This window comes from Chitinophaga pinensis DSM 2588, from assembly GCF_000024005.1.
Classification (GTDB): domain Bacteria; phylum Bacteroidota; class Bacteroidia; order Chitinophagales; family Chitinophagaceae; genus Chitinophaga; species Chitinophaga pinensis.
Genome location: NC_013132.1, coordinates 1,436,472 through 1,452,808 on the forward strand (window position 1 = coordinate 1,436,472; position 16,337 = coordinate 1,452,808).

Here is a 16,337-nt window from a genome sequence, read left to right on the forward strand (position 1 = left end):
AAATATAAAGTAATAGTTCAATAAAACAATCCCTCATTTGTGCAATTTTCCTGTCATTTAATATAGCCACAACCCCACGGAATTGAGCGGCCCTTGCAGGTTTTGCCTATAACGCATTCAGGTAGAATGGAATGCTGCCGGAATGGTTTACTTTCAGTATTTTTACATCTATTATGGCTACTAAAGTGAAGAAAACGGAAACAATAACTGAAGCTCAGTCAGTTAGTACGCAAGATCAGATTTTCATTAAGGGCGCACGCGTTCACAACCTCAAAAATGTTAGCGTAGGCATTCCAAGAAGCAAGCTGGTAGTGGTAACCGGAGTCTCCGGTTCAGGCAAGTCTTCACTGACCATGGACACATTGTATGCTGAAGGCCAGCGCCGTTATGCGGAGAGCCTCAGCGCTTATGCCCGTCAGTTCCTTATGCGCATGAACAAACCTGATGTGGATTACATCAAGGGGATTTGTCCTGCCATTGCCATCGAGCAGAAAGTGATCACCCGTACACCACGGTCTACCGTGGGCTCTATGACGGAGATATACGATTACCTCCGCCTCTTTTTCGCCCGTATCGGCAAAACATATTCTCCTGTCTCCGGTCAGCTCGTAAAGAAACACGAGGTGAGTGATGTGGTTGATTATATCAAAAAATTGCCTGCCGGGTCCAAGATACAATTGCTGGTTACCTTCCGCCGTCACGAAAAACGCGACGTGAAAGAAGAATTGCAGATCCTGATGCAGAAAGGTTTTTCCCGTCTGTATGTAAAGGAAAAAGGCAAGGGCGCTCTGCTGCGTATCGAAGAATTGCTGGATGAAAAGAAACCGGCGCTGCCCAAGGAGGCTTACCTGCTGGTGGATCGACTCGTGGCAAAGGAATTTGAAGAGGATGACCTGCACCGCATCGGCGATAGTGTGCAAACCGCTTTTTATGAAAGCGAGGGCGACTGTCTCGTAGAGGTAAATGGTGAAGAGATGAAACACTTCTCCAACCGTTTTGAACTCGATGGAATGCAGTTTGAAGAGCCGGTACCCAACCTGTTCTCCTTCAACAACCCTTACGGTGCTTGTCCTGTATGTGAAGGTTTCGGCCAGGTACTCGGTATTGACGCCGATCTGGTAATACCTGACAAACGCCTGAGTGTATATGAAAACGCCATCGCCCCCTGGAGAGGTGAGAAGATGGGCGAATACAAAGAAGCACTGATAAAAGCCTCCCGTAAGTTCAATTTCCCGATCCACAAACCAATCGTTGATCTTACAGATGAACAAGTTCAGTTGCTCTGGACGGGGAACGAGCATTTCTACGGACTGAACGAGTTTTTCAAAATGGTGGAGCAGAACCTGTACAAAGTACAGTACCGTGTGCTGCAATCCCGCTACCGTGGCCGGACTGGTTGTCCGGAGTGCGGAGGTGGCCGCCTGAGAAAAGAAGCTTTATACATTAAAGTGGCTGGCGTTAATATCGCACAACTGGTAGATATGCCGGTAAGCAACCTCTACGAATGGTTTCAGCAGCTGCAACTGTCAGAATATGATCAGCAGGTAGCAAAGCGAATCCTGGTAGAAATTGATCACCGGCTGAAGACATTACTGGATGTAGGTCTGGGTTATCTCACCCTGAACCGTGTGGCCAACACATTAAGTGGTGGGGAAAGTCAGCGTATACAGCTGACCCGCTCGCTGGGTAGTAATCTGACCAATTCCATGTACATACTCGATGAACCAAGTATCGGTCTGCACGCCCGCGATACCCATCGTCTCATTGGTGTACTGAAAGAACTACGTGACCTGGGTAACACCGTGGTCGTAGTAGAGCACGATGAAATGATGATGGAAGAAGCCGACTATATCATCGATATGGGACCATTGGCCAGTCACCTGGGTGGTGAGGTGATCTTCGCCGGTAATTACCAGGAGATCCTGAAAGACAGTAAAAGTCTGACAGGTAAATATCTCAGCGGCCAATTAAGCATTGAGCCGCCGATCAAGCTCCGTAAATGGAAAAAAGCGATTTCCCTGGAAGGATGCCGTCAACATAACCTGAAAAATATCGATGTCGATTTCCCTTTACAGGTACTGACTGTTGTGAGCGGTGTGAGCGGATCCGGTAAGACCACACTGGTAAAACAGATCCTTTATCCGGCACTCATGAAACTGAAGGGTGAATTTGCAGATCGCGTAGGGCAGCACCGTGCACTGAAAGGCGCTGTAGATGATATCACACAGATCGAAATGGTTGACCAGAATCCGATCGGAAAATCATCCCGTTCCAACCCGGTTACTTATATCAAAGCATATGACGAAATCCGTGACCTGTATGCAAAGCAGCAGCTGAGCAAAATGCGTGGATTCCAGCCAAAACATTTCTCTTTCAACGTGGACGGTGGTCGTTGCGACGCCTGCAAAGGAGAAGGAGAAGTAATTGTAGAAATGCAGTTCCTGGCAGACGTTCACCTGCAATGTGAAACCTGCGGTGGCCGCCGTTTCAAAGAAGAAGTACTGGAAGTGACCTATAAAGGCAAAAACATCTATGACGTACTTGAAATGAGCGTGGAAGAGTCCCTGGATTTCTTCAAAGATGAAAAAGACGTTTGTAACAAGATTCGTCCGCTGAGTGATGTAGGGCTGGGATATGTGAAACTCGGTCAGAGTAGTGATACACTGAGTGGTGGTGAAGCACAGCGTGTGAAACTGGCTTCTTTCCTCGGTAAAGGAAAAGCACAGGGACATATCCTGTTCATCTTCGATGAACCGACTACCGGTCTTCACTTCCATGACATCAAGAAACTGCTGGCTTCCTTTAACGCCCTGATTGATCAGGGACATAGCGTACTGGTAATTGAACACAATATTGACGTGATCCGCAGTGCTGACTGGGTAATTGACCTGGGACCTGAGGGGGGCGCCGGTGGCGGACAGTTATTGTATGCTGGATTGCCGGAAGGGCTGAAGGATGTGAAGGAGAGTTATACAGGAAAATACTTGTAAATAATTAGGAATTAGGAATTAACAATTAGGAATTAATCCTATAATTCATTGATTCGTAATTAAATGTGTTTGTGCTGAAATGGCATCAGGATAAATGAAAAAGCTGCAGAGATGATCTCCGCAGCTTTTTCATTTTATGGAAATACATTGGGACAGCCCAATTCCTAATTGAAAATTCCTAATTTATCTCAGTCTGTCCAGTGACTTAATCAGTTTTTCATCTTTGAAAATGCCTCTGGCAGCCATCAGCAAAAAGATAAATATCAGAACTGGCAGGAAAGCGCCTGGCAGATAGGTGGCAGTAGTGATCAGTTTGCCCTGGGACTGAATATCGTTAGCAGTATCCTGTACTTTGAAGTATTGCAGGGCAATTGCTGCAACAGACAGCAGGATATTCAGTATGGTCAGTCTGAACTGTAATTTGCGGTTTTTGAACAGGAAAATACAAAACAGGGCCAATCCTACCACCAGCATCAGCACCAGAAACACTATAAAGCTCGACTGTGCATTAAAATATCTGATTGATCCGTCGTTAAGGGTAGCTTTCCAGATATTCAGGAACCAGGTACCGATACCGGCCGCAGCCGCTAATAAAAGGTAAAGACTTTGAATGCGTTGTATCATGTTTGTCAGGGAGATTTACCGGGTAAAAATAAGTAAATATTGTGAACCTACTCTTTCGTGGTACTCACTGTTCTTTCAATACTTCGTATATTGCACGCCCAAGAACAATCTTTTATTGAAATGGCAAGAAAACAGAACAAGCAGGATGCATTGGATTACCATGCATTGGGGCGGCCTGGAAAAATTGAAGTAATACCTACAAAGAACACCAAGACACAATGGGACCTTTCACTGGCTTACTCTCCCGGAGTAGCAGAGCCATGTAAGGAGATCGCCAAAGACGTAGAGAATGTGTACAAATATACCGCCAAAGGAAATCTGGTAGCGGTAATCAGTAATGGTACGGCAGTACTCGGCCTGGGCGATATTGGTCCGGAAGCGGGTAAACCGGTAATGGAAGGTAAAGCTGTATTGTTCAAAATCTTCGCAGATATCGATGTGTTTGACATTGAGCTGAACACAAAGAACGTGGACGAGTTTGTACAGGTTGTGAAAGCCATGGAACCGACTTTCGGTGGTATCAACCTGGAAGACATCAAAAGTCCTGAGTGCTTTGCGATAGAAGAGCGGCTGAAAAAGGAACTGAGAATTCCTATTATGCACGACGATCAGCATGGTACGGCCATCATTTCCAGCGCAGCTCTGCTGAACGCCCTGGAACTGGTAAAAAAAGACATTGACAAGGTTAATATAGTTATAAATGGCGCCGGTGCGGCTGCCATGGCCTGTGTGAAACTGTATGTGTCACTGGGCGCAAACAAAGAAAATATCATCATGTTTGACAAGGATGGCGTGATCAATACCACACGTCCTAATCTGTCAGATATGCACAAACAGTTCGCTACTACTTCTACGGTAACTGAACTGGCGGAAGCGCTGAAAGGCGCTGACGTATTTGTTGGTCTGTCGGTTGGTAACGTGGTTACCCCTAACATGATCAAGAGCATGGCGGATAATCCGATCGTGTTTGCAATGGCCAATCCGGATCCGGAGATCGCTTATGATCTGGCGGTTGCATCCCGTCCTGATGTCATTATGTGTACGGGTCGTTCAGATCATCCTAACCAGGTAAACAACGTACTCGGTTTCCCTTATATTTTCCGTGGAGCGCTGGACGTACGTGCTACCCAGATCAACGAAGAAATGAAACTGGCAGCCGTACATGCGCTGGCAGAACTGGCAAAGGAATCGGTACCGGATATCGTGAACCTGGCTTACAATGAAAGGAACCTGTTTTTCGGTCCGCGATATATCATCCCGAAACCACTGGATCCGCGTTTGCTGAGCCACGTAGCCCCTGCGGTAGCAAAAGCTGCTATGGACAGCGGTGTAGCGCAGCAGCCTATTACAGACTGGGATGCTTATGTGGAAGTACTGAACAAACGTCTGGGTCTGGATAACCAGTTGTTCCGCGTAATCGGTACCAAGGCCCGTCAGGACCCACGTAAGGTTGTATTCGCGGAGGCAGACAACCTGAAAGTACTGAAGGCATCACAGGTAGTAAGGGAAGAGGGTATTGCGTATCCTATCCTGTTGGGTAATGAACTGCGTATCCGTAACCTGGCAGCAGAAAACGGTATCGAACTGGATGACACGGTGATCATCGATCCTAAGAGCGATGAAATGAGTGAGAAACGTCATCATTTTGGTGAACTGTTCTTCAAAAAACGTCAGCGTAAAGGATTTAACCAATATGAAGCGAAGAAAGTAATGCGTGAGCGTAACTACTTTGGTTGTATGCTGGTTGAAACAGGAGAAGCGGATGCGCTGATCTCCGGTCTGACACGTAACTACCCTGATACAATTCGTCCGGCATTACATGTAATCGGTATGGAGCCGAATGCAAAACGCGTGGCCGGTATGTATATCATCAATACAAAACGCGGTCCGCTGTTCCTGGGAGACACTACGGTGAACTTCAACCCTACAGCGGAAGAACTGGCAGAAATCACCCTGCTGGTAGCAAATGAAGTAAGACAATTTAACATCACGCCACGTATCGCGATGTTGTCTTATTCCAGCTTTGGTTCCAGCGGTACAGCGGAAGCGCAGCTGGTAGCAAAGGCGCGTGACATTGTAAAACAGAAAGATCCAACCCTGATCGTAGATGGTGAGATCCAGGCGGCGATGGCCTTTAACCAGGAGATCCTGAAGGATAGTTATCCTTTCAGTGAATTGCTGGGACAGGAGGTAAATACGCTGATTTTCCCGAATCTGGCGGCAGGTAACATCGCATATAACCTTCTCCAGGAAGTAGCGGGCTTCGATGCGATCGGTCCGGTACTCTTAGGTATGAAGAAACCCGTGCACATCCTTCAGCTGGGCAGCACCGTTCGTTCTATTGTGAACATGGTGAATATTGCGGTAGTGGATGCACAGCATAAGTGTTGCGACGGGAAGAAGTAATTTCAATTAGGAATTAGGAATTAGGAATTAACAATTAGGAATTTCTGTATTAATGTCCTGAATAGGAGTTAATAACGGTATTAAGTTATTAACTTAATAAAAAGTTTGGAACTGAGTGATGCTTTGCGGCTTACCAATTCCTAATTCCTAATTGCTAATTCCTAATTGTTTTGCAGCATATATCAAAAAAGAAGGCTTTTTTCCCGCTGAATCCTTCATTCAGAGGGTATCTTAAATTATACGAACGAGAGGTAAAATTACCTGTCTCTTACGAGGAGATGCGTTATTTTGATAACAGCATTCCGGTATACGATAAGGATGGAAAGGACACCCTATGGGAGTCAGTTTTTTATCCGCAGAGTATGCATCAGCAATTGCACGCGGGCCTGAAGAGGATTTATTCTATTATGAAAGCAGGGGGTGATTTCACCGCGGAGGAACACCTGGAAGTGGAGCGTATTGATTTCTGCACCTTTGGTAATTCCCATCCTTTCCGTATCAGGATACGTAACACATACAATGACGTGTATGACTACTTCTATATAAAAGTGGCAGATGCTTCCCGTATTTACGGCCTGGAGCTGGAACACATCTTATCTCCTTACGTGATCAATTTTATTGTTGATGGCAATACGCTGATCGAAGAGCATATTGCCGGCGTACCTGGCGATCAGTTTATCGTACAGTATATGAACCGGCCGGAGTTTAACCCTAAACGTATTGCCAAGGAATTCGTCAAGTTCAATGAGCGTTGTTTTGTACGCTTACTGGGAGACATGCGTTCCTACAATTTCGTATTTGACATTACCCAGGATTTTGACGATGTACAATTCCGGATCAGGGCAATCGATTTTGACCAGCAGTTCTATGAAGGCAAACGTACCTTATATATGCCACAGTTTTTCAAGGAGAACAGGGTATTTGTGGAACTGGCGATGAAACACCTGAATGCGGAGGTAGTAAAGCAGTACCAGCAGGAGGAACGTTCTGTTATTGCCCGCAGGATCAAAACCCAACGGCATCGCATAAAGGACCTGAGAGACGTGATCATGACGGACCGGGTGTCCTTTCCCGAAAAAATAAGTCAGCTGGGGCATGAACTGGCAGAGTACTATGACGATGCTGTCTTTTCACGTTGTAAGACAATGGGTGAGATCATCGAACGTAGTCTGAAGCGCCTGCTGGTGAAAAGTCTTAAATAGCCGGAACCCGCCGGGGGCTATGTAGTCCCAACTATTTTTCCCTATCTTTGGCCAGTTATGGAATTTAGATTCTTTCATCATTTCGGAAGCTACCTGCTTATGCTCAAGGGCATGTTTTCCCGTCCGGAAAATATGCGTATGTTCTGGAAGGAGTTTATGCGCCAATGTGTTGATATCGGTATCGGATCATTAGGGATTGTACTGATTATTTCGATGTTCATGGGAGGGGTAACCACCCTACAGATTGCCTATCAGCTGATAAGCCCTGTTATTCCCAAATCAACGATTGCACAGATAGTAAGAGACACCATCATACTTGAATTTGCACCCACACTGACCTGTATCGTACTGGCGGGTGTGGTAGGTTCCAAGATCGCCTCAGAACTGGGGAATATGCGTGTATCTGAACAGATTGACGCTCAGGAGATCATGGGTATCAATACTAAAGGATACCTGATCATGCCTAAGATCCTGGCTGCTATCATTATGATACCTTGTCTTATTGCCATTGCCGGTTTCCTGGGTATCTGGGGTGGCCAGAAGGCGGGAGAACTGGGAGGTATCCTTTCAGCGGAACAATACTGGCAGGGTCTCAGACAGGACTTCAGAGCATATAATATATTTTTCGCCCTCTTTAAGGCATTCGTATTTGCCTTTATTATAGCCAGTGTACCCTCATACTATGGTTATAATGTACAGGGAGGAGCTTTAGAGATCGGTAAAGCCAGTACCAGTGCGGTGGTGGTGACCTGCGTCCTTATATTATTCATGGATTACCTGCTGGCAGCACTCCTGTTATAAAGAAAATTCGCCCATTACAGACAGAAAGAAAGGCATTATTCAGCGTTTTGTAGTTTGGTTCCTAATTCGTAATTGTTTATGATTGAATTGGTTAATATTAAGAAGGGCTTTGGTGATAAGATCATTCTGCCGGATGTTTCTGCCGTGATGGAGACCGGTAAAGTGAACCTGATTATCGGGAGCAGTGGTAGTGGAAAGACGGTAATGATGAAGTGTATGGTGGGACTGATGCCGGTGGATGAAGGTAAAATACTCTACGATGGCAGAGATTTTACCAATATGAGCGAGCATGAGAAGAAGGAAGTCCGCCAGCAGATCGGTATGCTGTTTCAGGGATCTGCCCTGTTTGACAGTATGACAGTAGAAGAAAATGTAATGTTTCCCCTGGAAATGTTCGGAAAGGGTAGCATCAAGGACAAAAGAAACCGTGTCATGGAGTGTCTGGAAAGGGTACAGCTGAAAGATGCGGCTAAGAAATACCCTGCGGAGATCAGTGGTGGTATGAAGAAAAGGGTGGGTATTGCAAGGGCTATTGTATTGAATCCCAAATACTTATTTTGCGACGAGCCTAACTCGGGCCTGGATCCGCAGACATCTCTGCTGATAGATAAGCTGATTAAAGAATTAACACTGGAGTATAACATCACAACGGTGATCAATACGCATGATATGAACACCGTAATGGAAAGCGGCGACCATATTGTATATATGTATAAAGGGCGTAAGCAGTGGGAAGGAAGTAATAAAGAGATCATTTTCAGTAAAGATGAGAAGCTGAATGACTTTATCTTTGCATCCGATTTCCTCCGCGACGCGAAAGAAATGCGGCAGATGGAAATGTTCCAGAGTCAGGATTGGCGGAATAAGTTAAAAAAAGATTGATTTGGAAATTGGCATTAGGACTTTAATTTTGCCGATATCTATTATAAAACAATAAACCAAGCGCGATGAGTGTTTTAGTTAATAAGAATAGCAAAGTGATTGTACAGGGCTTTACCGGTACAGAGGGCACTTTCCATGCCACACAGATGATCGAATACGGTACGCAGGTAGTAGGTGGCGTTACGCCAGGCAAAGGCGGCAGTAAACACCTGGATCGTCCGGTATTCAACACCGTTGACGATGCAGTAAAAGCAACAGGCGCTGATGTTTCTATCATTTTCGTTCCACCAGGCTTCGCTGCAGATGCTATTATGGAAGCTGCAGAAGCTGGTATCGCACTGATCGTTTGTATCACTGAAGGTATTCCTGTTCAGGACATGATCAGGGCTAAAAACTTCCTGGTTGGCCGTAACAGCCGCCTGATCGGACCTAACTGCCCAGGTGTAATCACTGCTGAAGAGGCTAAAGTAGGTATCATGCCTGGTTTTATATTCAAGAAAGGTAACATCGGTATCGTATCTAAATCCGGTACTTTAACATATGAAGCTGCTGATCAGGTAGTTAAAGCTGGTCTGGGTGTATCTACCGCTATCGGTATCGGTGGAGACCCAATCATCGGTACTCCAACCAAAGATGCGGTTGAACTGCTGATGAACGATCCGGAAACTGTTGGCATCATCATGATCGGTGAGATCGGTGGTAGCATGGAAGCTGACGCTGCAAAATGGATCAAAGAAAACGGTACTAAACCAGTAGTTGGTTTCATCGCTGGTCAGACTGCGCCTCCGGGCCGTCGTATGGGCCACGCCGGTGCAATCATCGGTGGCGCTGACGATACAGCAGCTGCTAAGATGAAGATCATGGCAGAATGTGGTGTTCACGTAGTAGAAAGCCCTGCTAACATTGGTAAAACAATGGCAGAAGTACTGAAAGCTGTTAAGGCATAATAATCAATAGATTATGTGATATTAATCCTCCTCCGGTTTAATCCGTGGGAGGATTTTTTTTTCGCCCCAACATATTTTTATTGACTTTTACAACGGAACCCTGTGGAATAGGAGCAGAAATTGCATCCTGTTCCGGAGACAAACTGAATATCAAATGCTATCCCACATGCGTTTAATCGGAATTGCTTTTATTTTATTAATCCTAAGCTGTACAACCGCTATGGCACAGTTCAATTATGACTCGCACTGGAAGAAGGTAAAAGAGTTAAATGACAAGAATCTATTCAAATCGGCCCTACAGGAACTGGACGCCATTGCTGAAAATGCCTCAAAACAACAGCATGAATCCCAGTTACTTAAAACGTACATCTACAGAATCAGGTATGTAGCTGAGGTAGAAGACGGTATCCCCGAAAATGGACAGGTAGCCCGCTGGAAAACCCAGTCGTTTTCCCCGGCTTCCCGCGCAATACTGAAAAGTATACAGGCGGAATCCCTGCTGAGATACCTGCAGAATAACAGGTATGAATTGTACAACCGCACCGACGTACAGGGCGATACCTCCATGGATGTATCCACCTGGAGCGAAGCCCGTCTTCATCGTGAAATAGCATCAGCCTATGCAGCATCCCTGAAGGATGTTGAACTGCTGAAAAAAACAGATATCAGCCAATACAATGATATCATAAAAGAAGGGGTAGGCAATACACGTAAACTGCGTCCTACCTTGTATGACCTGCTTGCACACCGTGCGCTGGAGTATTACAAATCAGGAGAAAGCCTGGTGACCAGTCCGGAAAATCAATTCGAAGTGACAGATCCTGCTGCATTTGCCCCGGCAGCTGTTTTTATGCAACATGCATTCACTACGACCGATACGGTTTCCCTTCAATATAAAGCGCTCCTGTTATTACAGGATCTGATGCGTCTGCACGCGAAAGAAAAAACATCACTGCTGAACCTGGACCTGGAAAGAACAGCCTATGTGAACCAGGTATCTGTAATGCCTGAAAAAGATGCAGCCTACCTGGCTTTGCTGAAATCACAGGAACAGGCTTATGCAGGTGAGAAGGAAGTAACGCAGGTGCTCGCACAGCTTGCGAGTTATTACTATACACAAAGCAATCAGAAAGATGCTGCGAATATCGATGGAATGACCCCGTCTGAAGCATCTAAGAAAGCCAGAGAATTGTGTGAAAAAGGTGTTAAACTGGCGCCGGGATCAATGGGTAGCGCCAGTTGCGGCGACCTGCTGGCAAATATCAGCCGCAAACAATTGCAACTGCAAACGGAACTGGTAAACCTCCCCGATCAGCCTTTCCGTACCCTGGTCACTTACCGTAATACTGATAAGATCTATCTGAGAGCAGTACGTATCGATGAAGATTTCCGTGCTGCATTGCGCGCTGCGCAGAGCGATTATCGTGATACAACAAACCGTTACTGGAGGCTGATGCTGGAAAAGCAGCCTGTTAAATCCTGGGAGCAGGGGTTGACAGGGGCTGATGATTACCGTTCACATTCCGCCGAAATCAAAATAGATGCATTGCCATTGGGGATGTATATGATTGTGGCAAGTGTGAAAAAAGAATTCTCTCTGAAGGATAATCTGCTGGCAGTACAGTTTGTACATGTGTCTAACATCAGTTACATACTGCGTGAGTATAACGAAAGTGATATCACTAATAAATATTACGCGCTCCATCGTCAGACGGGTCAGCCTTTACCTGGTACCACATTAAAAATATGGTCGCAGAAAAATACAGGAAGTAAGGAAAAAATGACACTGTCTCAGACATACACCGCAGGTAAGGATGGCTCAATAGATGTGAAGTGGGATAATAACCGTGAGTATGTTAGAATGGAATGGGTCAATGGGAATGACGACCTGTTTATCGACGAACACAAATACGTATATAGTTATAAATACCAGCAGGAGTCCGATGAAATGAAGGATAAGCATAGCAGCTTCCTGTTTACCGACAGGGCTATTTATCGTCCGGGACAAACGCTTTATTTCAAAGGAATCGTATTAGCAAAGAAAGAGAAAGGCAGTCGTGTGGTAACTGACCTGCATACCACTGTACAGTTGTATGATGTAAACGGAGAACTGGTAGACAGTATCAAAGTGACCACCGGTGAATTTGGTACTTACGCTGGTAAATTCACACTGCCAACAGGCCGTCTGAATGGTGAATTCCATATCCAGGAACCAGGCGGGGAAGGGTATACTACCTTTAACGTAGAAGAATACAAACGTCCTAAATTCTATGTAGAATTTGAGCCGGTACGTGGTACTTACCGTGTGAACGATTCCGTAAAAGTAACGGCAAAAGCATTGGCTTATGCGGGTAATAATATCGATGGTGCAAAGGTAGAATACAGGATCGTGAGAAGAGCACGTTTCCCTTATCCCTGGATGATGTGGAGAATGCCTTACCAGAGCGCTTCCCATGAGATTGCACATGGAGAAACAAAGACAGGTGCAGATGGTACATTCAACATATCCTTTGCCGCATTACCTGATCTGAAAATACCAGCGTCGTTGAAGCCGATCTTCACGTATGAAGTATCAGCAACAGTAACAGATCTCAACGGAGAAACACATAGCGGTGATCAGACCGTGAATGCAGGTTATCAGGCATTGGAAGTGAGGATCAATCTGGCAGATAGGGTACAGGCGAAAGACCTGGATTCTGTCAGCATCGTTACACAGAACCTGAATGGCAATTTCGAATCAGCGGATGTGGCGGTGACTGTTAGTCCGGTGAAACCTTCTGCACGTCTGCTGAGAAGCAGGTACTGGGATAAACCGGATCAGTTTATCATCCCGCAGGCGGAATATGAAAAACTGTTCCCGCACGATATCTACAGAGATGAAAACGAGCAGGAAAGCTGGACAAGAGAAAATGCAGTGCTGACGCAATCTGCTACAACCAGTGCACAATCAAGAGTGGCATTAGGTAAGCAGAAATTAGCTGCCGGCTGGTACGAACTGAAAGTGAGTACAAAAGATAAGTATGGTGAAGAAGTAACACAGAAACAGGTATTTGAAGTGATCGACCTGGAGGCGAAGAAACCTTCCTATCCTGTGTATGTATGGAAATACAGCGATATTAAAAGTATCGAACCAGGAGAAAAAAGACAGCTGCGTATCGGTTCCTCTGCAAAAGATGTACATGTATTACAGTTGTCACAACATCCTGATAAGAAAGAACTGTTCAGCAGCTTTGATATCAATGGCAGCATTGAAAACAAAGACTATACTGCACAGGAAAGCGACAGAGGAAACGTGGTATTACAGTATGCGTTTGTAAAAGATAACAGACTGTATACCGTTGCAGAAACGGTGAGTGTGCCATGGACCAACAAAGACCTGGATATTACGATCGCATCACATCGCGATAAACTGCAACCAGGTGAGAAAGAGAAATGGCAGGTACAGATAAAAGGGTATAAAGGCGAACGGGTCGCTGCAGAAATGCTGGCCTCCATGTATGATGCATCACTGGATGAATTCCGTATGCAGAACTGGATGGCGCCATCCCTGTATCCTTACCTGGATGCATTCAGGTACTGGACAGGAGATAACTTCAAAGCAGCCCGTGCTATACAGCGTGATGATATCAGAGATAGAAGAATTCCACCGGCTACGCCATTCTCTTATGATGACATTAATTGGTTTGACTGGTATTTATCAGGTGCATATGTACTGTTGCAGGAAAAAAATGCAACACAGCAGGAAATAAGCATAGTAGGGTATGAGCAGGAGAGAAGAAGAATGATGATGAAGAGGAGTGTAACGCTTGCTGGTGGAATGAGAGCGGAAGCTGCTATGGCAGTACCTGCTCCGGCAGCGCCGGCGAAAGAGATGGAAGTAGCTGGTAATGGGTTTGCTGCCGATCAGGCGGCGCTAGCACCGGGAGCACTCAATGAATCTGTAGTAGTTGGATATGGAACAAAAGCTGCTAAAGAAGCAGAGACAGCGAAAGTCCAACCACGTAAAAACTTCAACGAAACAGCCTTCTTCCTGCCTGATCTGCGTACAGACAAAGATGGTAATATCACGTTTGAATTCACTGTTCCGGAAGCATTAACACGCTGGAAATTCCTGTCACTGGCGCATACAAAAGATGCCGCCTTTGGTACTGCTGAAACAAGCATCGTAACACAGAAGCCACTGATGGTACAGCCGAATGCACCGCGTTTCATGCGTGAAGGAGATAAGATCGAATTCTCTGCGAAGATCAGCAACCTGGCTGATAGCTCCTTACATGGTGAAGCAAGACTGGAACTGCTGGATGCAACGACCATGCAACCGGTAGATGGCTGGTTCCAGAACATATTCCCTACACAACATTTCACTGTTGAGAAAGGACAAAGCACCGCTGTAAACTTTCCGGTACAGATACCATTCAACTTTAACAGTTCACTGGTATACCGTGTAGTTGCACAGGCAGGTAAATACAGCGATGGTGAAGAAAATGCATTACCGGTACTGACGAATACCATGCTGGTAACAGAAACATTACCACTCTCTATGCGTGGCGACGGTACGCGCAACTTCACCATGCCTAAGCTGCTGAAAAGCGGAGAATCTGAGACTTTACAGCAACATGCCTTTACTTTGGAGTTTACTTCAAATCCTGCATGGTATGCTGTACAGGCACTGCCTTACCTGATGGAATATCCTTATGAATGTTCTGAACAGATCTTTAACAGGTACTATGCAAATACGCTTGCTTCGCATATCGCGAATACATTGCCAGGTGTAAAAAGTATGTTTGAAAAATGGCGCACAACAGACACTGCTGCATTGCAGAGTAACCTGCAGAAAAATGAAGAACTGAAATCAGTATTGTTGCAGGAAACACCATGGGTACTGGAAGCGAAAAATGAAGCAGAGCAGAAGAGACGTATTGCATTGCTGTTTGATCTGCAACGTATGAGCAGCGAGCAACACAGAGCGATCGAACAGTTAAAGGAACGTCAGCTGAACAGCGGAGCATTCCCATGGTTCAACGGCATGTGGGAAGACCGTTATATCACACAATATATCCTTGCCGGTTTAGGCCGTCTGCGTGAATTAGACGCATTGGGACAGAAAGAACTGGAAGATGCAGATGATATCCTTTCCAAAGGTATCCACTATGCAGATAAAGCAACCGATGATACTTACCACAGGCTGAAACAGCTGAAGGCAGATATGAATGCACAGCAGATCGGTTATATCGAAACACATTATCTGTATACCCGTAGTCTGCTGAAAGATCAGCAACCCCTTCCTGCTGAATTCAGAGAGTCTTATCAGTATTATATCACACAGGCGAAGAAATACTGGACGAAGATGGGTATCTATCAACAGGGAATGCTCGCATTTGTATTCAACAGAAGCGGAGATAATAAAACAGCGACAGATATCGTACGTTCCCTGAAAGAACGTGCGATTAATAATCCTGAAACTGGTATGACCTGGAAGGATCTGCGTGGTGGTTACTGGTGGTATGAAGCACCGGTTGAAACACAGGCGATGCTGATCGCTGCCTTTAAAGAAGTGGGCAATGATTCAGTTGCAGTCGGTGATATGAAAACCTGGTTGTTGAAAAACAAACAGACGAATAGCTGGAATACGACGAAAGCAACAGCTGATGCATGTTATGCCATGTTGCTGGGTGGCAGCAACTGGCTGGACGCAACACCGGAAGTAACGATCAAAGCGGGTAATACGACTGTTAGCAGTACGACAGAAAAAACAGAAGCCGGTACGGGGTACTTCAAAAAACAACTGAACACAACTGAGGTAAAACCTGCTATGGGCAACATCGCTGTAACTGTGAAAGGCAGCAAAGGACAGCCTTCATGGGGCGCCGCTTACTGGCAGTATTTTGAGCAGCTGGATAAGATCACCGGTGCTGAAACACCGCTGAAACTGGAGAAACAGTTATTCATCCATAAGAATACTGCGAGCGGTCCTGTGCTGACAGCGATTGAAGATGGCAATAGTCTGAAAGTGGGCAACAAAGTAAAAGTGCGTGTGGTAATGCGTGTTGACCGTGACATGGAATACGTACACCTGAAAGATATGCGTGCCGCCTGCTTTGAACCTGAAAACGTCATCAGTGACAGTAAATGGCAGAATGGTGTGAGCTATTACGAAAGCACGAAAGATGCAAGTACTAATTTCTTCTTTAGCAGTTTGCCAAAAGGTACCTATGTGTTTGAATACACCCTGTTTGTAACACACCAGGGTAATTTCAGCAATGGTATCAGCACTGCACAGTGTATGTATGCGCCTGAGTTCAGCGCACACAGTGAAGGTATCAGAGTGAAAGTGACCGAGTAGAACAAACCTTTATCCAGATAGCAAGAGCGGATGGGCAACCATCCGCTTTTTTTTTGAAACCGGACAGATTTGTACCGAAACCGGACAATAGATGGTTTTTAAGATATTGATATTCAGTTGTATTTTGAGTGGCATTCTTTTG

Annotated in this window: 8 protein-coding genes; 7 read left to right on the plus strand and 1 reads right to left on the minus strand. The window is 45.5% G+C overall.

Translation table 11 applies throughout. The features are described 5' to 3' along the window. Nucleotides 1–173: 173 nt before the first annotated feature. Nucleotides 174–2,990, plus strand: coding sequence for an excinuclease ABC subunit UvrA (gene uvrA / locus CPIN_RS05980; RefSeq protein ID WP_044220951.1), 2,817 nt, complete (start codon nucleotides 174–176; stop codon nucleotides 2,988–2,990). Nucleotides 2,991–3,173: 183 nt separating this feature from the next. On the opposite strand, the gene CPIN_RS05985 is transcribed toward uvrA, so the two are convergent. Further along, nucleotides 3,174–3,614, minus strand: a complete 441-nt coding sequence (locus tag CPIN_RS05985) for a DUF4293 domain-containing protein (RefSeq protein ID WP_012788882.1) — start codon at nucleotides 3,612–3,614, stop codon at nucleotides 3,174–3,176. A 120-nt stretch (nucleotides 3,615–3,734) separates the two neighbouring features. Here CPIN_RS05985 and CPIN_RS39770 point away from each other — a divergent pair, with 120 nt between their 5' ends. From CPIN_RS39770 to CPIN_RS06015, 6 genes are all read left to right on the plus strand, one after another. Then, nucleotides 3,735–6,020 (plus strand): NADP-dependent malic enzyme, encoded by a 2,286-nt coding sequence (locus CPIN_RS39770; protein WP_012788883.1) that lies wholly within the window; start codon nucleotides 3,735–3,737, stop codon nucleotides 6,018–6,020. 170 nt (nucleotides 6,021–6,190) lie between these two features. Next, nucleotides 6,191–7,222, plus strand: coding sequence for a hypothetical protein (locus CPIN_RS05995; RefSeq protein ID WP_012788884.1), 1,032 nt, complete (start codon nucleotides 6,191–6,193; stop codon nucleotides 7,220–7,222). A 57-nt stretch (nucleotides 7,223–7,279) separates the two neighbouring features. Beyond that, nucleotides 7,280–8,023 carry an MlaE family ABC transporter permease gene (locus CPIN_RS06000; protein WP_012788885.1) on the plus strand — a complete coding sequence of 248 codons (744 nt, stop codon included), beginning with the start codon at nucleotides 7,280–7,282 and terminating at the stop codon, nucleotides 8,021–8,023. Nucleotides 8,024–8,101: 78 nt separating this feature from the next. Continuing rightward, the gene (locus tag CPIN_RS06005) at nucleotides 8,102–8,905 is read left to right on the plus strand and encodes an ABC transporter ATP-binding protein (RefSeq protein WP_012788886.1); all 804 of its coding nucleotides are present in this window, start codon (nucleotides 8,102–8,104) and stop codon (nucleotides 8,903–8,905) included. Nucleotides 8,906–8,970: 65 nt separating this feature from the next. Further along, nucleotides 8,971–9,852, plus strand: coding sequence for a succinate--CoA ligase subunit alpha (gene sucD, locus CPIN_RS06010; RefSeq protein WP_012788887.1), 882 nt, complete (start codon nucleotides 8,971–8,973; stop codon nucleotides 9,850–9,852). Nucleotides 9,853–10,072: 220 nt separating this feature from the next. Then, nucleotides 10,073–16,195, plus strand: coding sequence for an alpha-2-macroglobulin family protein (locus CPIN_RS06015; RefSeq protein WP_052306749.1), 6,123 nt, complete (start codon nucleotides 10,073–10,075; stop codon nucleotides 16,193–16,195). Nucleotides 16,196–16,337 lie beyond the last annotated feature (142 nt).